Consider the following 22,219-nt stretch of genomic DNA (forward strand, 5'->3'; position numbering starts at 1 on the left):
TGCACCATGTTTCTTGCCAATACCCTTGCCGAATTCGGCCGCCCCCTGCTGCCCGAAGATGCGGAGATGCTGTCGCTCGCGGCCGCCGCCGATGTCGAACAACAGCTCGCCCGGCGTCCCGATCACAGGCCGACACCGCTTCATGCCTTGCCCGCTCTGGCCGGTGAACTCGGTCTTGCCGGCGTCTTCGTCAAGGACGAGGGGTATCGTCTGGGACTCGGCAGCTTCAAGGCGCTCGGCGGTTCCTATGCGGTGATCCGGCTGGTGGTCGAGGAGGCGGAACGGCGCCTCGGCCGCAGTGTCGATCCTGACGAGCTGGAACAGCCCGAGGTCCGGGCGATTGCCGCGGCGATGACGTTTGGCTGTGCCACCGACGGCAATCACGGCCGCTCGGTCGCCATGGGCGCCAGGCTGGTCGGTGCGAAATCGGTCATCTTCGTGCATGCGGGCGTCAGCGAGAAGCGCATCGACGCGATCGCTGCTTACGGCGCCGAGATCGTTCGGGTCGCCGGGACCTATGACGATTCCGTGCGCGAGGCAGCAAGGGTTTGCGACGACAACGGCTGGACGGTCGTCTCGGACACGACATGGTCGGGCTACGAGTACATTCCCGGCCTGGTGATGCAGGGCTATACGGCGCTGCTCAGCGAGGCGCTGCGGCAGATGGAGGAGCCGCCGACCCATGTGTTCGTGCAGGCCGGCGTCGGCGGCATCGCCGCGGCCACCGCCGGACATCTGGCCGTGCGCTATGGGGCGGAGCGGCCGCGTTTCGTCGTTGTCGATCCGGCCCGCGCGGCCTGTCTCTACGAGAGCGCGAGCGCCGGCCGTCCCGTCAAGGTGGAGCATGGCGAGCCGACGATCATGGCGATGCTCGAATGCTACGAGCCGTCGCTCGTTGCCTGGCGTATCCTGTCGCGTGTCGCCGATGCCTTCATGACCGTCGAGGAGGAGGACGCCGTTTCGGTCATGAACCGGCTGGCGCGGCCGCAGCGCGCCGACCCGGCGATCGTCTCAGGCGAAAGCGGCGGCGTCGGCCTGGCGGGGCTGCTTGCGGTGGCCCGCGATCCGGCGCTGCGCCAAGCGCTCGGATTGACCGCGCAGTCGCGCGTCTTCGTCATCAATACCGAGGGCGCGACTGATCCTGAGCGCTACGCCGCCCTTGTCGGCCTGTCGTCCGAAGCTGTCGCGAACACACCGAACGAGAGAGGGTGACCCATGACGGGAATGGATTTCGACCGGCTTCAGAAGGACATGACCACCTGGCGTCGCGACCTGCACGCCCACCCGGAGTTCGGCTTCGAGGAACAGCGCACCGCGTCCTTCGTGGCGTCGAAGCTTCGGGAGTTCGGGCTCGACGAGGTGGTGGAAGGCGTCGGCGGCACCGGTGTCGTCGGCCGGCTGAAACGCGGCAGCGGCAACCGCGCTGTCGCACTTCGGGCCGACATGGATGCGCTGCGCATAGCGGAGCAGGGAGAGCTTTCCTACCGATCGACGAAGCCCGGCACCATGCATGCCTGCGGCCATGACGGTCACACGGCGATGCTGCTCGGCGCCGCCAGGATGCTTTGCGAAGACGGCGGTTTCGATGGTACCGCGTGCTTTATCTTCCAGCCGGCGGAGGAGTGGGGCAAGGGCGCGCTCGCGATGCTTGAAGACGGCCTGATGGAGCGTTTCCCCTTCGACGAGATCTACGGTCTGCACAACATGCCGGGGCTGCCGGTCGGCCGTTTCGAGACCCGCGTCGGCGCGATCATGTCGGCGGAGGACAATTTCGAGATCGTGCTGAAGGGCGTCGGCGGGCATGCGGCCCGGCCGCACTGGGGCAACGAGACGCTGGTCGCCGCCTGCGCCACCGTCGTCAATCTGCAGACAATCGTTTCGCGCCGCCTGTCGCCGACCGATATCGGCGTCGTCTCGGTGACCGAGCTTCTGACCGACGGCACGCGCAATGCCTTGCCCGGTCTCGCCCGCATTCTCGGCGATGCCCGCAGCTTCCGTCCCGAGGTCAGCGCCAAGATCGAGGCGGAGATGCGCGTGATCGCCAAAGGCACGGCGGATGCCTATGGCTGCGAGGTCGAGGTCAACTACACGCGCGAATTCGTGCCGCTCACCAACGACCCCACCTTGACCGGTCATGCCTTTGCTGCGGCCGAAGCGGTGTTCGGGGCGGAGAATGTCGCAACCGCCGCCGAGCCGATGACCGGTTCGGAGGATTTCGCGCGCTTCCTCGAGCACGTGCCGGGCTGCTTCGTCTTCATCGGCAACGGCGAGGCGTCGGCGCCGCTGCACAATCCGCGTTACGACTTCAACGACGAGGCCCTGATCTTCGGTGCCCGCTACCACGCCGAAATCGTCAGGCAGAGACTGGCCCCGGCCGACAGCCAGTCATGAGCAGAAATTCAAATGAAAGCAGGACAGAGATGCCAGTTTCTTCCATCGACGCTGTGCGGCTGATCGGCCGCATCCGTGAACTCGGCGAAATCGGCCGCGATGCGGAGGGGCGACTGACCCGGCTTGCCGGGTCCGACAACGACAAGGCCGGTCGCGATCGCCTTGTCGCCTGGATCGAGGCGGCAGGACTCGACGTTGCGGTCGACCGTATCGGCAACATCTTCGGCATCTGGCGCGGCGAGGAGAACCGCGGCGAAGGGCCGATCATGCTCGGCTCGCACATCGATACGGTCATCAATGCCGGCATCTATGACGGATGTTATGGCGTACTCGCCGCGCTCGAAGTAATCGAGACGCTGAAGGACCGTGGCGTGACGCCGGCCCGACCGATCGTCGTTGCCGCCTTTACCAATGAGGAGGGCGTGCGTTTTGCGCCCGACATGCTCGGCTCGCTCGTCTATGTCGGCGGCCTGCCGCTGGACGCAGCGCTCGCGACCATCGGCACGGATGGCTCGTCGCTGGGCGAGGAACTCGAGCGGATTGGCTATGCCGGCAACGTCGAGCCGGGCTTCCTTGCGCCCCACGCCTATGTCGAGCTCCATATCGAGCAGGGGCCGGTGCTGCAGCGCGAGGGCTTTGCGATCGGTGCCGTCGAGAACCTGCAGGGCATTTCCTGGCAGCGCGTCACGATCGATGGCATTGCCAACCACGCCGGCACCACGCCGATGGCTATGCGCAGCGATGCCGGTCTTGCCGCCGCCCGCGTTGGCCTGCTTCTGCGCGAGCATATCGCCCGGTCGAACGCGCCGAGTGTCGCGACCATCGGCACCATGCGTTTCGAGCCCGACGCGATCAACGTCATCCCATCGCGTGCCGTCTTCACCGTCGATCTGCGCGATCCGGACGAGGATCGGCTGCAGGCGCTCGAAGCGGCGTTTTCGGACTTTCTGGTGCGCATCGGCGCGGAAGAGGGGGTTACGATCTCGGTCGAGCGGCTTGCACGCTTCCAGCCGGTCGTCTTCGACCAGGGCATCGTCGAGGCGATCGAGGCTTCGGCCAGCGCGCGAGGCCTCAAGAGCCGGCGCATGACCTCTGGCGCCGGTCATGATGCCCAGATGATCGCCCGCATCGCGCCGACGGCGATGATCTTCGTCCCAAGCCGCGACGGCATCAGCCACAATCCGCGCGAACACACGGAGCCGGGCGATCTGGTGGCCGGCGCCAACGTGCTGCTCGATGTGGTCGAGCGGATTGCTTGCAGCGGCTGGAAAGGCAGATAGGAACGGGCGCGGTTTTCACGTATCAGAACCCGTCTCTGCACGCACATCCGGAGTCCGGTGTCGAGAAAGAGCGCAGGTCCCCTTCGTTGCCACGAAGTTGACCTCAATTCAGCGGCCTCAATTCGTGTGAGTGTTCTTCTGTCGGGCAGACGATTGAGGCTGGCTCTGTTCGCCATCCTTTTCCGGCGTCTGACGGAAAAGGTTCAGGAAATTGCTGCCGCCGTGCCAAACGTTGCCGCTTGGTCCGTAATCCCGTTGGTCGCGCCCGGATGAGTGGTGCTCGCTAGGGCTATCGCCGTCGCTATCGCTGTCGCTATCGCTATCGCTATCGCTATCGCTAACGGCAGCACCTCCGCCGCCTGCGCCGGTACCGCCGGGCTCAAGGCCGGGCTCAGGGCCTGCGCCGCTACCGTCGCCGGTGCCCCAATCGCCGCCACCCCCATGGCCGCCACCCCCATGGCCGACACCTTCTGTGCCGTTGCTTCCGCCGCCCTCGCCGCTTTCGCCACCCTGGTCGCTGCCGCCTGTGCCGGTTTCACCATTCCCACCGCCGGTATCGGCGCCGTCCGCATGGGCGGCGGAAATCCAGGAAAAACCCGCGGCTAAACTGCCGTCATCGTTAAGGTGTGGCAAATCTCCGGCCAGTGCCGCAAGGCCGCCTATCGACAGGGCCGTCAGTCTCAGCAGGCGCGTCCTCAAGTCTTTCTCCTCGTAAACGGCGTTACTCGTCGTCTTGCAAGGCGTCGCAGAAGATCGCAGCCTGGCATGAATGACGGGTTCGCCGGCGGCGACTTTTGCGTGAGCCTTACATATCGTTCAACCGCTGAGGGGGCAAGCCATTCCCCCAGGGGCCCAGCATCCGCCTTGCCGTCGGGAGGGAGTACGAGGCGTCCCTCCCGACGTGTTGCGCCTTAACTCTTAGGCTTCGACCTCAGCGACCGGCATATAGAGGTCGCCGCCCTCGCGGTACTTTGCCGCCATCGCCTCCAGCCCTTCCTTCTGCGCTTCGGCCCTGATGTCGTGTGAGATCCGCATCGAGCAGAATTTCGGACCGCACATGGAGCAGAAATGCGCGACCTTGTGCGCCTCCTTCGGCAGCGTCTCGTCGTGGAAGTTGCGGGCGGTCTCCGGGTCGAGCGAGAGGTTGAACTGGTCCTCCCAGCGGAACTCGAAGCGCGCGCGCGACAGCGCGTCGTCGCGCACCTGGGCTGCCGGATGGCCCTTGGCGAGATCGGCGGCATGGGCGGCGATCTTGTAGGTAATGACGCCGACCTTGACGTCGTTGCGGTCGGGCAGGCCGAGATGCTCCTTCGGCGTGACGTAGCAGAGCATAGCGGTGCCGAACCAGCCGATCATCGCCGCGCCGATACCTGAGGTGATGTGGTCGTAGCCCGGCGCAATGTCCGTCGTCAGCGGTCCGAGCGTGTAGAACGGCGCTTCCCCGCAGACGGCGAGCTGCTTGTCCATGTTCTCCTTGATCTTGTGCATCGGCACGTGGCCGGGGCCCTCGATCATCACCTGACAATCCTTGGCCCAGGCGATCTTCGTCAATTCGCCGAGCGTTTCGAGTTCGGCAAATTGCGCCGCGTCGTTGGCATCGGCAATCGAGCCGGGGCGCAGGCCGTCGCCGAGCGAGAAGGAGACGTCATAGGCGCGGCAGATGTCGCAGATCTCCTCGAAATGCTCGTAAAGGAAGCTCTCGCGATGGTGATGCAGACACCATTTGGCCATGATCGAGCCGCCGCGCGAGACGATGCCGGTGACGCGGTCGACGGTGAGCGGAATGTAGTGCAGCCGCACGCCGGCATGGATGGTGAAGTAGTCGACGCCCTGTTCGGCCTGCTCGATCAGCGTGTCGCGGTAGACCTCCCAGTTGAGATCCTCGGCAATGCCGTTGACCTTCTCCAGCGCCTGGTAGAGCGGCACGGTGCCGATCGGAACCGGCGAATTGCGGATGATCCACTCGCGGATGTTGTGGATGTTGCGGCCGGTCGAAAGATCCATGACCGTATCGGCGCCCCAGCGCGTCGCCCAGACCATCTTCTCGACCTCCTCGGCCATCGACGAGGTGACGGCGGAGTTGCCGATATTGGCGTTGATCTTCACCAGGAAGTTTCGGCCGATGATCATCGGTTCGGATTCCGGATGGTTGATGTTGGCCGGTAGAATTGCCCGGCCGCTGGCGATCTCCTGGCGCACGAACTCCGGCGTCACGTGATCGGGGACATGGGCGCCGAAGCTCTCGCCGTCGCGGACTTTCGCACGCGCTGCGTCGCGGCCGAGGTTCTCGCGGATCGCGACGAACTCCATCTCCGGCGTGATGATGCCGGCGCGGGCATAGGCAAGCTGCGTCACCGCCCTTCCGCCCGTCGCCTTCAGCGGCACATGCTGGAACGGGAAGGTCGGCGTCAGCCGGTCGCCCGTGGCAAAGCCGTTGTCCTCCGGCCGGACGATTCGCCCTTCGTAGCTCTCCACGTCGCCGCGGCCGACGATCCAGTTGCGGCGCAGCCGCGGCAGCCCGTCCTCGATGCGGATCTCCGCATCGTCGGCGGTATAGGCACCGGAGGAATCATAGACCGTGACCGGCGGTTCGCCGGAGGTTGGGTGCAGAGCGATCTCGCGCATCGGCACGCGGATATCCGGATGGAGAACACCCGGCTTGTGGACTTTCCGGGAGGCCGGCAGCGGGCCTTGGGTGACCGCGAGGGCTGCGGGTTTGGTGGCAATATTCATGACGAGGCTCCAAGTTTGCGATTGGAGACCCAGTTCTGATGCCGGAAGGATGAAAGACGCTCCGCCAGGTGCTCACCGCACGGAATCCTGGCTTCGATATCTGCACCGTCCCTACGCCAGTATGAACTGGATCAGGTTCAACGGGTCACTGCGCCACAGCCGGGAAACCGGCCATCCAGCAGAATCTCAGCCCCTTGCGGGACCCCCCTGGTGAATGCCTAGATGATAGCCATCGAACGGCCTTGGTCGTCAAGCGTGAATTCGCCCGCCGATGAAGATGCACCTATTGCGTGCATTTTCGCAATTGGGTTCGATACTAGCGCTCGGCCTTTTCCGGCGTGCCGCGCCCGGCGTAATCGGCGCGGTTGATGCCGTGGCGCTGGAGCTTGTCGTAGAAGGTCTTGCGCGGAATGCCGAGCGCTTCGATCGTCGCCTTGACGTCGCCGCGCTGGGCGCGCAGCGCCTCCTTCAGGATCTCCGCCTCATAGCGTTCAAGCCGTTCCGGCAGCGCAGATCCGGGCTGTTCGACCGGCGCAGAAGGCTGTCCGAGCGGCCCTTCGACGCCCAGCGCCACGCGTTCGGCAAAGTGCGAGAGCTCGCGCACGTTGCCCGGCCAGGCATGGCTCATCAGGTGCCGTTGCACCGCCGGCGAGATCGCGGGAACATCGCGCTTGAAGCGTTCGGCCGCCCGCGTCAGGAAATGCGAAAAGAGCAGCGGAACATCGTCGCGGCGTTCGCGCAGCGGCGGGATTGACAGCGTTACCACGTTCAATCGGAAGTAGAGGTCCTCGCGGAAGTCGCCGCGTTGCGCCGGATCGCCGAGATCGATCTTGGCGGCGGCGATGACCCTGATGTCGACGGGACGGACCTGGTTGGTGCCGAGCGGCGTGATCTCGCGGGCCTCGAGCACGCGCAGCATCTTCACCTGGGTTGCCGGCGGCATGGCCTCGATCTCGTCCAGGAACAGCGTGCCGCCGCTCGCATGTTCGATCCGGCCGATGCGCTTCTTCAAGGCGCCGGTGAAGGCGCCCGGTTCATGGCCGAAGAGTTCGCTTTCGATCACCGTTTCCGGCAGCGCACCGCAGTTCAGCGCCACGAAATTACCGTTGCGACGCCGGCTCCAGTTGTGGAGCAGGCTCGCCACCACTTCCTTGCCGCTGCCGGTTTCGCCGGCGACGAGCACGTCGACGTCGGTATCGGCGATATGCCGGATCGTCTGGCGCAGCCGTTCCATGACGGGCGTCTGGCCGATCAGCGGCAGGCTGTCGCCGGCCGTCTCCGCCGCCCGTTTCAGCGCGCGGTTCTCCATGACCAGTTTCCGCTTTTCCAGCGCCCGGCGGACGCTCTGCACCAGCCGGTCGGCGGCGAAGGGTTTGGGGATGAAGTCGTAGACACCGTCCTGCAGCGCCTGGACCGCCATCGGGATGTCGCCATGGCCGGTCACCAGGATCACCGGCAGGTCCGTATCGAAGGCGGCGATACGGCGATAGAGCGCCAGACCGTCCATGCCGGGCATACGGATATCGCTGACGACGATGCCGTCGAAGTCGCCATCAAGCCTCTCCAGCGCCTCGGTGGCGCTGGCAAACGAGGTGACTGCCAGGCCGGCGAGTTCCAGCGTCTGCGTCATCGCCTTGCGCAGATGGTTGTCGTCGTCGACGAGATAGACGGTCGGCTGCATCGCTCAGGCCCTCTTCAGGCGCACCGTGAAGACGGTGCCCTTGTCGCTGGTTTCGACCGTGATATCGCCGCCATAATCGGCGACGATCTCCTTGGAGATGGCAAGGCCGAGCCCGAGCCCGTCGTCCTTCGAGGTGTTGAACGGCGTGAACAGATCCTCGCGGATGTGTGGCGGAATGCCCGGGCCGTTATCGCCAACGACGAGCGAAACCGTGCCGGAGGGGCTGTCCTCACAGCGCACACGGATCTCGGCGTCGCCGCGCTCCCCGAGCGCTTCCAGCGCGTTCTGCAACAGATTGATCAGCACCTGTTCGAGCCGGATGCGGCTGCCGAGCACGCTGAGGCCATTTTCCGGCAGGTCGATGACGATCGCATCCATGCGGCCGGCAAAGCGGCTGCGCAGCAGCATCATTGCCCCCTCGATCACGTCGCGCATCGGTGTCGGCTCGGCGACAAAGCGACCCTTGCGGGCGAAGCTTCTAAGCTCGTCGGTGATGGTGCCGACGCGGTCGGTGAGTTCGGCGATGCTGACGAGGTTTTCGACCGCCGTCTGCTGCTGGCCGCGATCGAGGAACGTGCGGGCGTTGTCGGCATAGGCGCGGATGGTGGCGACCGGCTGGTTGATTTCGTGCGCGACGCCGGCGGCCACCTGGCCGAGGATCGCCAGCCGGTTGGCCTGGACCAGCTCCTGCTGAACTGCCTGCAGCTTTTCGCCGGTGCGCCGGTGATCGGCGATCTCCGTTTCGAGATGATCGCGGGCAAGGCTGAGGTCATGGGTGCGTTCCGCCACGCGGACCTCCAGTTCGTCGCGCGCGGCGCGCTCCCTCGTGGCGACCAGTGTCAGGGCCTGGCGTCGGCGCAGCAGGAAAGCGGCGAGCGCCAGCAGCGGCACGACGACGGCGAGCGCGAGAAGCCGCGCTTCTCGCGTTGCCGCCGCGATCGCGCCATCGAGTGGTGCCAGTTGTTCCAGCCGCCAGCTCGTCGTCGGAACCATGGTCTCGACCCGCAGGAACCGCCGTTCGCTGTCGCCGGGCAAGAGCGCGCGCAACTCGCTGGAACCGTCGCTCGTCGGCTCGATGTCGCGGAAGGGTAGCGGCAGCAGCGAGGCGTCGCCGAATTGCAGGCTGTCGCGGATCGCAGCGACGCGATCGCGCGGAATGGCCCGGGTCGTCATGAAGCGCCAGGATGGGAAACTGGTGATCAGCACGATGCCGCGCCGGTCGGTGACATAGACCGGCTTGCCGGTGGCGAGCCATTCGGATTCCACGTCGTCGAACTCGAGCTTGGCGACGACGACGCCGATCGGGCCGTCGGGGCCCTGGACCCGGCGGGAGATATAGAGGCCGGGCCGCTTGCTGACGTTGCCCATGGCGAAATGCTCGGCCTTGCCGTCGCGCATCGCCATGCGGAAATATTCACGAAAGGCATAGTCGTTGCCGACGAAGCTCGTCGGCTCGCGCCAGTTGCTGGCAGCGACGGCGATGCCGTCGGTGCCGATCACGTAGATGACAGCGGCATCCGTATTGGCGGCGAGCGCCTGCAGCTTCTCGTCCAGCCGCTGCAGGGTCTCTGTGCTGCGGGTCGAAAGTGCCGCCTTGACCTCGACATCGTCGGCCAGCACCAGCGGTGTCGAGCGCTGGCGTTCCAAGACGGCGCGCAGCAGCGACGCCTTCAGATTGGCATCGATCCGGCTCTGGGCGTCGACCGTTTCCAGTGCCCGGGCGCGGCCATACGCGCCGGCGAGAAGGAGTGCTGCGACCAGCAACGCGACGGCGAGGCCGGCAAATGCCAACCAGCTGCGGCGCATGGACCGGTCGAGATCTGCCAGGTCGAAGGGGGTGGACGGGGGCTTGAACATGGGTCTGATTGTGCATGTTTTCGCCCTGCCTTCCAGATGACTTGTGCGGAAATCCGCTCAACTCTTCGTGCTCACCCAGCCATGGGCAGAAAAGATCGTCATTGATTCAATGGTTTAGCTGACGTCGCGGCGAACTGGCACGGCCGTTGCAAATGACATCCTCATGACAGCCCGAGCTGTCGCGCATCGGAAATTGACCCGGGAGGCCCGGCATGACGCCGGACTGGGTCCAGTGGAGGATCTCATGATTATCGACCAATCCGCGGAACCGCGCGGCAAGACACCTTTTTATCGTCATCTCTATGTCCAGGTCCTGGCGGCGATCGCAGCCGGCATCCTGCTCGGGCATTTCTATCCGTCGCTCGGCACCGAGCTGAAGCCGCTTGGCGATGCCTTCATCCGTCTCGTCAAGATGATCATTGCGCCGGTAATCTTCCTGACGGTCGCGACCGGCATTGCCGGGATGACCGATCTTGCCAAGGTCGGCCGCGTCGCCGGCAAGGCGATGATCTACTTCCTGACGTTTTCGACACTGGCGCTGATCATCGGCCTGATCGTCGCCAATGTCGTCCAGCCCGGCGCCGGCATGCACATCGATCCCGCCTCGCTCGACGTCAAGGCGGTGACGACCTATGCCGAAAAGGCGCATGAGCAGACGATCACCGGCTTCCTGATGGGCATCATCCCGACGACGCTGGTCGGCGCCTTCGCCGATGGCGACATCCTGCAGGTGCTGTTCATCTCCGTGCTCTTCGGTCTGTCCCTCGCCATGGTCGGCAAGAAGGCCGAGCCGGTCGTCGACTTCCTGCATGCCCTGACGCTGCCGGTATTCAAGCTCGTCGGCATCCTGATGAAAGCCGCCCCGATCGGCGCTTTCGGCGCGATGGCGTTTACCATCGGCAAGTATGGCGTCGGCTCGATCGCCAACCTCGCGATGCTGATCGGCACCTTCTACATCACGTCCTTCCTCTTCGTGTTCCTCGTTCTCGGCGCTGTCGCCCGCTACAACGGCTTCTCGATCGTCGCGCTGATCCGCTACATCAAGGAAGAGCTGCTTCTGGTTCTCGGCACGTCCTCGTCGGAAGCGGCGTTGCCGGGCCTGATGAGCAAGATGGAAAAGGCCGGCTGCAAGCGCTCGGTCGTCGGTCTGGTCATCCCGACCGGCTATTCCTTCAACCTCGACGGCACCAACATCTACATGACGCTGGCGGCGCTCTTCATCGCCCAGGCGATGGACATTCCGCTTTCGCTCGGCGATCAGGTGCTGCTGCTGCTCGTCGCCATGCTGAGCTCAAAGGGGGCTGCCGGCATCACCGGTGCCGGCTTCATCACGCTGGCTGCAACACTTTCGGTGGTTCCGGCCGTGCCGGTCGCCGGCATGGCGCTGATCCTCGGCATCGACCGCTTCATGTCGGAATGCCGCGCACTCACCAACTTCGTCGGCAATGCGGTCGCAACCATCGTTGTTGCGAAGTGGGAAGGGGAACTGGACGAGGCGCAGATGGCGGCCGTTCTTGGTGGCCGTACGCCGGAAGCCCTGCCGCAGCCGGCCCTGCAGCCGGCGGAGTAAGTTTGCCTCCCAAGGCATGACTGCCCTGGAGCATCCCGCATTCAATTCCTTGAAAGCGGACAAGGTGCTCCAGAATCAAAGTGCTAGAGCGTCCTTTGCGCGTTCATGGGAACGCGCGGCGCTCTACCGCAGTCCGAACGCGGTCCGTGGCAACACGGGCCGCGTCGTCGTTTTAGCTATTGACCGCTCAGCTTCATCTTCGACGTCTCGGGAGCGCCTGCGTTCAGATAGGCGATGAACTCCCGCAGCATCGGCACCCGGCGCGGACGGAAGCTCTCCTCCGTCATGCTGAAATCGACGATGCGGTCGACGCGGAACTTGCGGTAGCCTTCCCTGAGGCAGCACCAGGCGAGAAGCACCAGCACCCGTTCCAGATAGACGATGGCAAGCGGCAACACCTGTCGGTCGGTCCGCTGCCCGCCGGCATCCACATAGCCGATGACGACGGCGCGTTCCTGCCAGGAGGCTTCGCGCAGCAGGGAGACGTCGACGGGCGGCGGATCCCTTTTGTCGAAACGATAGACCTGGGAGACCGCATGAAGCGCCTGGCGTTGCAACCGATCGGGCAGTGTCGCCGTTATCTTGGAAAGAACGGCGCGTGCGGCTGCCGCGAGATCCGGCTCGCCCATGTGCTGCACCTCGGCAAGGCCGAGCACCAGCGCCTCGATCTCGAGGCGGGTAAAGGTTTGCGGCGGCAAGGCGATATCCTCCGTCAGCCGGTAACCGAAACCGCGCTCGCCGTCGATGACGGCGCCGGCAGCCCGCAGACTGTCGATGTCGCGATAGAGCGAGCGCAGCGACACGCCGGTCTCCTCGGCAAGGCGCGCGGCCGTCACCGGGGAGGGGAGGGTGCGGAGTGCCTGGAGCAGGCGGAACAGACGATCGCTACGAGCCATGACCGAGAGGATAGATGAAGCCTACTGACGAAAACTGGCAGTTGGCCGACTGTATATGCTTGGCATCGACAAACACAACCGAGGACCCAAGACCATGTTGACACTCTTTCACGCTCCCCGTTCGCGCTCGTCGCGCATCATCACGCTGCTTCGCGAACTCGACGCGATTGACAAGGTGGAGATCGAGATCGTCGACATCACCCGAGGCGACGGCAGCGGCGGCAAGGATCCGAGGAACCCGCACCCGGAGGGCAAGGTGCCGCTGCTCGTGCACGACGGCGTCGTGCTCTGGGAAAGCATCGCGATCATTCAGTATCTGACGGATCTTTTCCCGGAGAAGAAGCTGGCTCCGCTTGGCGGTGATCCGCAGCGTGGTCGCTATCTCAGCTGGCTTGCCTGGTATGCCGGTGTGGTCGAGCCGGTGCTGATCGCGCAAGCCGCGGGGGTTTCGCACCCCTATTTCGACGCCACCTTCCGCGGCCCGACAGAGATGGCGGCACGCCTGGCAAACGCGTTGAAGGACAGTCCCTATCTGATGGGGGAGCACTACTCGGCGGCCGACCTGCTCTTGCATTCGCCCTTCGCCTGGTACCCCGCGGCAACACCGGATAGCGCCGTCATCAAGGACTGGGTCGAGCGCTGTGGCGCGCGGCCGTCGCTGCAATGGACTGCGGATTTCGATGCCCGGGTGGCAGCGGTAGCCTGACGGCGCCGGCAACGCGCCAATTCCCACCCAGGAGGGGATGGAGGCGCAAGGCTATTTTCGCTTGAGATTGATCTCGCTCGTGACGATCCGCTTGCCGGAAGCGGGATCGACATCGATCGTCTTCAACTGCATCCCGTTGGCGCCGACCTTGCGTAAGGTCAGGTCGGCGCTGCGGTCGCCATTGACCTCCTTCGCCCATCGAATGGTGAGGTTGATCGCATCGCCGCGTCGTGTGCCATTGAGCCCGGCGCGGCCGCCGCGAGGGCCGAGATAGGAGCCGCTATAGGTGGACCCGGTAAAACGCAGCTTCGCGTCGATGGATCGCGAAATCAGCAGCATGCCGCGGCAGACGCCCTCCATCGACAGGGCGGCGTCGCTCGCCTTGGAGCTGAAGTTGCAGGAAATGTTCATCGGCGACATGTGGGCACGGATGCGCACCGTTCCGGTGCCCGCCCAATTGCCGCCAAGGGTTTTCAGGAACGCACCCTCGTCTGCCCGTGAGGCACTCGTGGACGGCAAGATGAGTGCGGCCATCAGGAGCCATCGCCACATGCCCTGCACCTCCCGTTTGGTGGATGCTGCAACACCCCGTTGCCGCACACGAGCGTCAACGCAAGATGTGGCGGCGAAGTTCCTCAGGGGCTTCTTTATCCGGCCGGATTCCACGGTCGATCAAATCGGACGACGCAGCCGGCAGCCATCAAAAATGTAATCCCCGGCGCTGTTTTATCAGATTTGCGTGCCCGTGCGCTGCCGTTTCCAGTGCCCTTGTTAACGTTGATCTCCGAAACAGCGTCTCGTCGTCTCCATCCGTAAAAACGGGTAAAGACTTCGTTACCGTCTAAGTATAGACCTCGATCCGCGCTGTCTGTCCAGTTTAGCTATTGGTCACCGGGGCAGGAGGGGACTGGTTTATGTTCGGTGTCACGTGTTTTTTGCTTTCTTCAATTGCTCGGGGTGGCCGGATCCGCCTTGAGGCACCCGCCAGCCACCGGTTCATTTCAAGCGGTCGCACGCAGCGAACAGCGGCTACGCTGCCAGGAGGCTGCCCGTGACGGCGCAACCCGCAAGTCTGCGACCCCCGGGCGGCGAAACGCCGTTCACGCTCGAGCGGCTCATTGGCTATCCGCTCTATGGGGAGGCGTTACGTCAGGCGGCCCTTCATATGGTTGCGATACATGACGCCGCTCCGCGCATCGTGCGCTATACCGCAAGCCTGAGAAAGTGGCTGCTCACCCAAGCCATCCTGACGCTGCATTTCGAGCGTCTGACCGACCCATCCCGCCCCGAGCTGACCACGGCAAGGCTGGTCGACTTTATCGCTGGCAACAACGTTGCCAGCAAGAACACGGCGGCGGCGCACCTGGCCGAGATGCGCAACTATCGACTGCTTCTCGATGCGCAACAGGGCGGCGACAGGCGGATCAGGCCCCTGATCCTTTCCGATGTCGCCGAGGGCCTGATCCGGCAGTGGTTCGACGGGCACCTTTCGTCGCTCGACAGGCTCGACGAAGGAACAAGGCTGGCGCAGTCGCAAACCCAGCCGACCTTGATGCACTATGCACTGCCACGCGCAATGCGGCGGCTCATCGCCGATCCCGCCTGGTGCGACCCGCCCGAAAGCGTCGCTTCCTTCGTCTCGACGGAGTCGGGCAGCAACATCCTGCACGATCTGGTGGCACGGCTGCCGACGGATGTTTTGCCCGATCAGCGGATTTGGGTCGGGCCGCTGAAGCTGAGCGAAATCACCAGCCGCTACATCATCTCGCGCACCCATGCTCAAAGGGTTTTCTCGCGCGCCGGTGATCTCGGCATCCTCGGCTGGGAGAGTCCCGGCAGCCGCGGTCCGCTCTGGATTTCGCGTGACCTGGTCGACGATTACCGCCATTGGCAAGCGGTCAAGTTTGCGGCACTCGATGAGGCCTTCGCCTGGGCAACCCTGCAGGCAAAGTGAAAGGCGCGGCCCGAGCGCGTGCAGATTGCTGCTTGCGATGCGTACCGGTCGGCTGTCGCTTTCAGGATGCGTCGACCTGCCCTTGCCGCTGGACGTGGCGCAGGGCGGCAAGGAACGGGACGAAAAGCATTTCCGGCCTGCCTATAGACCGTGCAGAACCTGGGTGGCCTTCACCGCAGCGGATGCCCGGTTCTCGACGCCGAGCTTGACGTAGATCTGTTCCAGATGCTTGGTCACCGTGCGCGCGCTCAGGCCCAGGATCTCGCCGATGTCGCGGTTCGCCTTGCCCTTGGCGATCCAGAGCAAGACTTCGGATTCCCGCTGCGTCAACGCGAAATGCTGCCTCAGCACCGCGTCGTCGGACCGGCGGTTTTCGGCGGTCAGGCGGAAGAGATGTTCGTTCGGGCCGATCGAGCCGAGGAAAGCTATCTGCAGCGCCGACAGGTCGGGCTGGTCGAGCGTGAGGGTGCCATCGTCCGGCGCGCCGCCGCGCGGCCGGTTCGCCATCCAGCCCGCGATGCGTCGAGTGACGATCGCCAGGCCATCGTCGCGGCCGGTTGCGGCGTTGACGAGCCGGGTTGCCTGCGGCGTCGACCAGCACACGCCGCCGTCGCTGCGGACGGCGAGAAGATGGCGGCCGGCCGCATCGAGCGCGACGCGCGCGCTCTGGGCGGAGCGGGCATTGGAGAGATGGACGCGGATGCGCGCCCTCAGTTCATCGATGTTGATCGGCTTGGTCAGATAGTCGACGCCGCCGGCCTCGAGCGCACGCACCACATGTTCGGTCTCGGTCAGCCCGGTCATGAACAGCACCGGCGTCTGGCCGACGGCGGCATTGGCCCTGAGACGGCGGCAGGTCTCGAAGCCGTCGATGCCGGGCATGACGGCGTCGAGCAGGATGACGTCGGGGGTGATGCGTTCGGCAATCGAAAGGGCGGCATTGCCCGATGTCGCGATCAGCACGGAAAAGCCCGATTGCTCCAGCGCTTCGGTCAGAAAGCCGAGCGCCTCCGGGGAATCGTCGACGAGAAGCACGATGTCGCGGCGGTCGTTGGTCTCAACCATGGGCATCGTCTCCGTTGATTTCCGTGTTCTTGAGGAAGGCGTCGTAGCCCGAGAGGTCGAAGGCCTGCACATAAGCGCGGGCGGCCTCGGCGAAAGGCTGGTGTTCCGGCTGCAGGGCGATCTCCGTCAGTTTGGCCTCGATGCCCCTGACGTAGCCGATCTCGCCGAGGCGGATCAGTTCTTCCAGATGATTGGCGTCGGGACGCATCAGCGGTCTTGTCACCGGTGTCGGGTCGGCATGCTTCTCCTCCCCTTCGTGAACCCAGGTGAGGCCCAGATGCACGGCGAGCTTGTCTGCGAGCTGGCCGACGGCGAAGGGCTTGGCGAGCGTGTCGTTGTGGCCGCGGAGAGTCCCGGTCGCCGAACCGTCGCCGATATTGGCCGAAAGCATGATGATCGGCGCGACCTGCCCACTTCCGCGCAGCTGTTCGACGAGCTCCCAGCCGCTCATGCCCGGCATCGAGATGTCGATCAGGAAGAGGTCGGCGCCAACGTCGCGAGACAGCGCCAGGCAATCGGCCCCGGACGCGGCGGCAAGCACCGTGAAGTCCATCGGCGCGAGGATCTCGCGCATCAGCGCGCGGTGGTCGGCATTGTCGTCGACGACGACAATGGTGCGCCGCGGTCCGAGATAGGAGGTGATGCGGCGAAGGGCTGCGGGCGGTAGCGGCCGATCGACCGCGGACAGCATCAGCCGCACGCGGAAGGTGGTGCCCTCCCCAAGCGTACTGGTGACGGCGATTTCGCCGCCGAGCGTCTGCGTCAGCAGCCGGGTGATCGTCAGGCCCAGACCGAGGCCCGGCATGCTGCCGAGATGTTCGGCCTCCCCGCGCTGGAACGGGTCGAAGATGCGCGGCAGGTCCTTGTCGGCAATGCCACGGCCGCTGTCGGCAATCGTGAAGGTCGCCACCTGGCTGCGATAGGCGACGTCCAGGCGAATGCCGCCGCGTTCAGTGAATTTCAAGGCGTTGGAGAGCAGATTGACGAGGATCTGGCGCAGGCGCTTCTCGTCGGTCTTCACATAACGCGGCAGGCTGGCGGCGCGTTCATGCTCGAAGCTGATGCCCTTGGCCAATGCCTGCGGCCGGAACATTTCGACGACCTGGTCGAGGAAGTCGTGAATGTTGATCTCGTTGGAATAGACCTGCAGCTTGCCGGCCTCGATCTTGGAGATGTCGAGCAGTCCGTCGATCAGACCGGAGAGGTGATCGGCGCTGCGCTTGATCACCTTGATCGCGCCCTGGCGCGCCGGCGGAATGCTCTCGTCGCGCTCCAGCACCTGGGCATAACCGAGCACGGCGTTGAGCGGCGTGCGGAGCTCGTGGCTGAGGCCGACGACATAGCGGCTCTTGGCGCGGTTGGCGGCCTCGGCCGTCTCCTTTGCCTGTTGCAGGGCGGCGTCGGTCTTCTTGTGGGCGGCGATTTCCTTCAGCAGCAGGGTGTTCTGGCGCGAGGATTCCTCCTCGGCGACCACGCGGCTGTCATGGGCAAGCACGTAGAACCACGAGACGATGCCGGCAAGCACGGCAAAGACGAAGAAGACCACGGCGACGGTGCGTTCGACGACTGCAGCGACCTCGGGGGATGAACCGGCGGTCTGGTGCGCGATCATTGCCAGAATGAGGCCGATGCCGGCGATCGAGAGAACCGCCGAGATCGCATAGCGGCCAAGCCGCGTCGCGAGCTTCTCGGTGACGGCGCGCGGCAAAAGGGTGTTGGCGACGGTTGCGACCTGGGCGTTGAAGCGCGCCTTCGGTTTGCACATGTCGTGGCAGCGGCTGTCGAGCGAGCAGCAGAGCGAACAGATCGGCGCGGCATAGGCGGGGCACCAGGCCGTGTCCTCCGGCTCGAACGGATGTTCGCAGATCGAACAGGTGATCTCGCTCTGGTTCGCCCAGCTCCGGCGCGGCTTGCGCGCGAGGTAGAACCTGCCGTCGGTCAGCCAGGCAATCAGCGGCGAGGCAACAAACGCGACGACCAGCGCGATATAGGGCGCAAGCGAAGCGGCGATCTCGCCGAAGGCGCCGAAATGCGCCGCCAGCGCCACCGTCGCCGAGATCGCCATGGCGCCCAGGCCGACCGGGTTGATGTCGTAGAGATGGGCGCGCTTGAACTCGATTCCGGGCGGCGAGAGGCCGAGCGGCTTGTTGACGAAGAGATCGGCCGAGATCGTGCAGAGCCAGGCCATGGCGATGATCGAGAAGACGCCGAGCGTTTCCTCGAGCAGCCGGTAGATGCCGAGCTCCATCAAAAGCAGCGCGATGGCGACGTTGAAAATCAGCCAGACGACCCGGCCCGGATGGCTGTGGGTCAGCCGCGAGAAGAAGTTCGACCAGGCGAGCGACCCGGCATAGGCGTTCATGACGTTGATCTTCAGCTGCGACACGACGACGAAGGCGACCATCAGCAGAAGCGCTGCCGTGTCAGACGGGAACATGTAGCCGAAGGCCGTGTAGTACATCTGCGCCGGATCGGCAGCCTTGGTCGAGGGCACGCCGGTCGAAAGCGCGAGCACGACGAGGAAGGAGCCGGCGAGCAGCTTCGGCGCACCGACGATCACCCAGCCGGAGCCGGCGAGGAACACGGCGATGCGGTGATGCAGCTTGCGTTGGCCATCCGGCGGCAGAAAGCGCAGGAAGTCGACCTGTTCGCCGATCTGCGCCATCAACGCGAAGATGACGGCAGACGCCGCGCCGAATTCGACGAGATCGAACGGCGCGAAGGTGCCGGGCGGGCCCGAGGCGTGGTGAATGCCCGAATAGGCAAGCCAGGCGCCGACTTTCTGCCAGTCGGCAAAGGCGATGAAGACGAAAGGCAGGACGTTGAGCACGATCCAGAAGGGCTGCGTGAGCAACTGAAACTTGCTGATCAGGCGGACGCCGTGGGTGACGAGCGGGATGACCACGACGGCGCTCAGGATGTAGCCGATCCACAAGGGGATGCCGAGCGCCAGTTCGAGCGCACCCGACATGATCGAGGCCTCGATCGCAAAAAGAATGAAGGTGAAACTCGCATAGATCAGCGAGGTCACGGTGGAGCCGATGTAGCCGAAGCTGGCGCCGCGGGTGAGCAGATCGATATCGACGCCGTGGCGGATGGCGTAGCGGCTGATCGGCAGCCCCACGGTCAGGATCATCAGGCTGGCGACGACGATGGCGACGATCGCATTGGTGGTGCCGTAGGACATGGTGATGGCGCCGCCGATGGCTTCCAGCGCCAGGAAGGAGATCGCGCCGATGGCGGTCTGGGAAATGCGCTCGGAGGAAAAGCGCCGGGCGCTCTTGGCGGTGAAGCGCAGCGCATAGTCTTCCAGCGTCTGGTTGGCGACCCAGCGATTGTATTCACGCCTGACAGGAATGATGCGCTGGCGTGCCGCCATGGGGATCCTAACGTGCCATCGATGGAGTTTCTGCCTTTTTTCTTAGCACGGAAGGTTTCTGCTTAAAATTGCTGCAACTGAGAAAATGTGCGTTGCAGCAAAGAAATGTCCGCCCGGTTTCGGTCATTGCCAGAGCCGAGACCGGGGCGTTTGAAAGTGTCGGGGGTGCTTGAGCGCCGCGAGCGTCAGGCGGGACGGCAATAGACCGGGTTGCTGATCGCGCGCCGGATGGCTCGGCTTGTGAGATCGTCCTCGGAAAGTTCCCAGGGCAGGCTTTTGCCCGGAAGCGCATCACGGAACCCATCGACGATTGCTGCCCGGCTCTTAACGGCGACGATCTCTGTGCGCAGGAAGCGCGCGGGCGAGCCGACATAGCGGCCAGTCCAGTCGTCCGTTTCGATCGTTTGTTCGCCGATGATGCCGGAGGCGTCCATCCATACAAGCCTGTCGCCCCCGGCGCCGCGGACCCTGGCCTCCGCGGTCACCGGGCCGGTGACCGCGGAACCCATCGGTTGGCCGTTGGCGGTCAGTTCCAGATGCGGGCCGGTCGGGCTTTCCGTCACGTAGCCGTGGCCCGATTTCATCGCGCCGAGCACCGCGTCTTCGGAGAGTTCGTCCAGGTAGAGGACCGTCGTCGGGCGGGCGAGCACAAGCGGTCCCTCGGGCATCAGTCGTGCCGGCTGGTGGAAGTCGCTGCCGCCGATCGCCGAGATCTTCAGGCCCGAGGCGAGACGCTGCTGGTAACGCTCAAGCGACACCCAGTTCCAGGCAAGCCAATGGGACTGCCAGACCTCCATGCAGTCGATCGCGGGTAATTCGTAGTCCCAGGGGATCGTCGGCTTGTCGTGGTTGACCGAGAGCAGCCCGCCGCGCCCGTGCACGAGGTGTTCGAGCGTATGGGCGTGCTCGGGCCGCGTCATGCGGAAATCGATCCAGTCGTCGACGCCGAAGACATTGGCATGGCCGGTCGCCGTGGTGATTTCCATCGCACGAATGAAGACGAGATCGGGCGATGAATGCGGATGGAAGTAGCGCCGCTGGGTGATGGTGTTGTGGTCGGCGACCGCAAGGAAATCGAGGCCCGCCTGTCTGGCGGCGGCGTGCAGCAACTCGGGCGAGCCGGCCGCATCCGAATGGAAGGTGTGGCAGTGCAGATCGCCGCGATACCATCCGGCCTGTTTGCGCACAGGGAAACGTCGTTCCGGCTGGGGCGCGACCGGGCGCGGGTTATCGCCGAATTCGACCGTCACCCGGATGTCGGCGCCGCCCTCGGGGATCTTGTAGAGACCGAGCATCACCTTCCATCGGCCTGACGGGATTGCGCCGTGGACATAGCCGGGCGTCGCGTCGTCTGTGGCAATGAAGAAGCGGTCGCGTGCGCCGCCGCTCCAGCCGCGAAAGCCTTGGCTGGTCGGATAGTCGGTGGCCCGCGGATCGAGCGCGCCGAGGTCGATGATGCACGCTTCAGACTTGGGGTAGCTCAGCGTTACATCGATGCGCGTCACGCCTTTGGGGACGTCAAAGGGCATGTAGAAATAGGGATCTTCGGCCTGATGCTCGCGGGTGATCCGCGCGGAAAATTCCTGCATGGCGGTCTCAGCGCTCGTCGGCGGCGGGAATGCGCGCACCGCTGTCGTCGAATAGGGTGACGTGCCTGGTGTCGAAGGCGAGATGTACGGAGGTTCCGACCCTGATCTCGTCGTCGGTAAAGATGCGCGCGGTGACCCGGCCGTTGTCGCCACGCTCCAGCGTGACAAGGCTTTCCGGCCCCATGTTCTCGTTGGCGAAGAGGTCGCCGGAAACCACGTTGCGGTCGCTTGGCTCAGCGATGCGAAGATGCTCGGGGCGAACACCGAGCGTCATCCTGCCTGATGTCGCCGCCTTGGCGATGGCGTCGGTGAGCGCGATCGGCGCAAGCTGCAGGCCGTCGGCCTTGAGATGCAGGGCGCCTTCGCCGATCGATGCTTCGACAGCGATCAGGTTCATCGGCGGATTGCCGACGAAGTTGGCGACGAAGGTGGTCGCCGGACGGCGATAGATTTCGATCGGCGGCGCGAACTGGACGATGCGGCCCTTGTCCATGACGGCGATGCGGGTCGCAAGCGCCATGGCCTCGGCCTGGTCGTGGGTGACGTAGACGGCAGTCATGCCCATGTCGCGCTGCAGGTGGTTGAGGAAGCCGCGTGCCTCGAGCCGGAGCTTGGCATCGAGGTTCGAAAGCGGTTCGTCGAAGAGATAGACCTCGCTCGGATAGACCAGCGCACGCGCCAGCGACGTGCGCTGCTGCTGGCCGCCGGAGATCTGGCTCGGCAGCCGTTTCATCAGGTCGCCGATCTTCAAGACGTCGGCCACTTCCTTGGCGCGGGCGTGGCGCCTGGTCTCCTGCTCGCCGCGCACCTTCAAGGGATAGGCGATGTTGTCGGCGATGTTCATGTGCGGGTAGAGCGCATAGTCCTGAAAGACCATGGAGATGCCGCGATCCTTCGGATGCAGGTAGGTAACGTCGCGCCCGCCGATCATCACCCGGCCGGAAGAGGGCGTTTCGAGACCTGCGATCATGCGCAGGCTGGTCGTCTTGCCGCAGCCCGAGGGCCCGAGCAGGCAGATGAATTCGCCGTCGGCGATCTGGAAGCTGATGTCGGGCACGGCGACGAAGGCGCCGAAGGTCTTGGAGATGTTCTGGAATTCGACAGAGGCCATGGCAGGT

The 22,219-nt window shown here is 64.7% G+C and carries 16 protein-coding genes and 1 riboswitch; of the genes, 6 read left to right on the top strand and 10 right to left on the bottom strand.

Annotated elements, in window-relative coordinates; genetic code table 11:
* Positions 1 to 6 precede the first annotated feature (6 nt).
* From C1A35_RS23360 to C1A35_RS23370, 3 genes are read left to right on the top strand one after another with little or no spacing between them, the layout of a single operon-like run.
* The gene (locus tag C1A35_RS23360; protein ID WP_104666643.1) at positions 7 to 1,212 is read left to right on the top strand and encodes a diaminopropionate ammonia-lyase; all 1,206 of its coding nucleotides are present in this window, start codon (positions 7 to 9) and stop codon (positions 1,210 to 1,212) included.
* A 3-nt stretch (positions 1,213 to 1,215) separates the two neighbouring features.
* Positions 1,216 to 2,391, top strand: a complete 1,176-nt coding sequence (locus C1A35_RS23365) for a M20 aminoacylase family protein (protein WP_104666644.1) — start codon at positions 1,216 to 1,218, stop codon at positions 2,389 to 2,391.
* A gap of 29 nt (positions 2,392 to 2,420) precedes the next feature.
* Complete coding sequence (locus C1A35_RS23370) at positions 2,421 to 3,671, top strand: Zn-dependent hydrolase (RefSeq protein ID WP_104666645.1); 1,251 nt, start codon at positions 2,421 to 2,423, stop codon at positions 3,669 to 3,671.
* A 117-nt stretch (positions 3,672 to 3,788) separates the two neighbouring features.
* Here the strand turns inward: C1A35_RS23370 and C1A35_RS36020 are convergent, their stop codons facing one another.
* The 4 genes from C1A35_RS36020 to C1A35_RS23390 all read right to left on the bottom strand — a co-directional run bounded on the left by C1A35_RS36020 (position 3,789) and on the right by C1A35_RS23390 (position 9,942).
* The gene (locus tag C1A35_RS36020; RefSeq protein ID WP_158665137.1) at positions 3,789 to 4,370 is read right to left on the bottom strand and encodes a hypothetical protein; all 582 of its coding nucleotides are present in this window, start codon (positions 4,368 to 4,370) and stop codon (positions 3,789 to 3,791) included.
* Positions 4,371 to 4,589: 219 nt separating this feature from the next.
* Positions 4,590 to 6,404 (bottom strand): phosphomethylpyrimidine synthase ThiC, encoded by a 1,815-nt coding sequence (gene thiC / locus C1A35_RS23380; RefSeq protein ID WP_104666647.1) that lies wholly within the window; start codon positions 6,402 to 6,404, stop codon positions 4,590 to 4,592.
* A gap of 90 nt (positions 6,405 to 6,494) precedes the next feature.
* A riboswitch (TPP riboswitch) is annotated at positions 6,495 to 6,623 on the bottom strand.
* A gap of 97 nt (positions 6,624 to 6,720) precedes the next feature.
* Complete coding sequence (locus C1A35_RS23385; RefSeq protein ID WP_104666648.1) at positions 6,721 to 8,085, bottom strand: sigma-54-dependent transcriptional regulator; 1,365 nt, start codon at positions 8,083 to 8,085, stop codon at positions 6,721 to 6,723.
* 3 nt (positions 8,086 to 8,088) lie between these two features.
* Positions 8,089 to 9,942 carry a sensor histidine kinase gene (locus tag C1A35_RS23390; RefSeq protein ID WP_104666649.1) on the bottom strand — a complete coding sequence of 618 codons (1,854 nt, stop codon included), beginning with the start codon at positions 9,940 to 9,942 and terminating at the stop codon, positions 8,089 to 8,091.
* Positions 9,943 to 10,186: 244 nt separating this feature from the next.
* Between C1A35_RS23390 and C1A35_RS23395 the strand changes: the two genes are divergently transcribed.
* Entirely contained in the window at positions 10,187 to 11,512 is a 1,326-nt protein-coding gene (locus C1A35_RS23395) for a dicarboxylate/amino acid:cation symporter (RefSeq protein ID WP_104666650.1), read from the top strand.
* A gap of 176 nt (positions 11,513 to 11,688) precedes the next feature.
* Here the strand turns inward: C1A35_RS23395 and C1A35_RS23400 are convergent, their stop codons facing one another.
* Positions 11,689 to 12,408: a helix-turn-helix transcriptional regulator gene (locus tag C1A35_RS23400; RefSeq protein WP_104666651.1), complete on the bottom strand. Its 720-nt coding sequence runs from the start codon at positions 12,406 to 12,408 to the stop codon at positions 11,689 to 11,691.
* 94 nt (positions 12,409 to 12,502) lie between these two features.
* Here C1A35_RS23400 and C1A35_RS23405 point away from each other — a divergent pair, with 94 nt between their 5' ends.
* Positions 12,503 to 13,114 (top strand): glutathione S-transferase family protein, encoded by a 612-nt coding sequence (locus C1A35_RS23405; RefSeq protein WP_104666694.1) that lies wholly within the window; start codon positions 12,503 to 12,505, stop codon positions 13,112 to 13,114.
* Between the two features lie 51 nt (positions 13,115 to 13,165).
* Here the strand turns inward: C1A35_RS23405 and C1A35_RS23410 are convergent, their stop codons facing one another.
* Positions 13,166 to 13,666: a hypothetical protein gene (locus C1A35_RS23410; RefSeq protein ID WP_104666652.1), complete on the bottom strand. Its 501-nt coding sequence runs from the start codon at positions 13,664 to 13,666 to the stop codon at positions 13,166 to 13,168.
* Positions 13,667 to 14,165: 499 nt separating this feature from the next.
* Between C1A35_RS23410 and C1A35_RS23415 the strand changes: the two genes are divergently transcribed.
* Positions 14,166 to 15,068 carry a hypothetical protein gene (locus C1A35_RS23415; protein ID WP_234822964.1) on the top strand — a complete coding sequence of 301 codons (903 nt, stop codon included), beginning with the start codon at positions 14,166 to 14,168 and terminating at the stop codon, positions 15,066 to 15,068.
* A gap of 141 nt (positions 15,069 to 15,209) precedes the next feature.
* On the opposite strand, the gene C1A35_RS23420 is transcribed toward C1A35_RS23415, so the two are convergent.
* The 4 genes from C1A35_RS23420 to C1A35_RS23435 form a co-directional block, all read right to left on the bottom strand.
* Positions 15,210 to 16,139, bottom strand: a complete 930-nt coding sequence (locus C1A35_RS23420) for a response regulator transcription factor (RefSeq protein WP_104666653.1) — start codon at positions 16,137 to 16,139, stop codon at positions 15,210 to 15,212.
* Complete coding sequence (locus C1A35_RS23425; protein ID WP_104666654.1) at positions 16,126 to 19,512, bottom strand: hybrid sensor histidine kinase/response regulator; 3,387 nt, start codon at positions 19,510 to 19,512, stop codon at positions 16,126 to 16,128. The genes C1A35_RS23420 and C1A35_RS23425 overlap by 14 nt, the downstream gene beginning before the upstream one ends.
* Before the next feature lie 185 nt (positions 19,513 to 19,697).
* Complete coding sequence (locus C1A35_RS23430; protein ID WP_104666655.1) at positions 19,698 to 21,101, bottom strand: CehA/McbA family metallohydrolase; 1,404 nt, start codon at positions 21,099 to 21,101, stop codon at positions 19,698 to 19,700.
* A gap of 7 nt (positions 21,102 to 21,108) precedes the next feature.
* Positions 21,109 to 22,212: an ABC transporter ATP-binding protein gene (locus C1A35_RS23435; RefSeq protein WP_104666656.1), complete on the bottom strand. Its 1,104-nt coding sequence runs from the start codon at positions 22,210 to 22,212 to the stop codon at positions 21,109 to 21,111.
* Positions 22,213 to 22,219: the final 7 nt, after the last annotated feature.

Origin of the sequence: Ensifer adhaerens (genome assembly GCF_002940685.1) — a bacterium.
GTDB classification, from domain to species: Bacteria; Pseudomonadota; Alphaproteobacteria; order Rhizobiales; family Rhizobiaceae; genus Ensifer; species Ensifer adhaerens_E.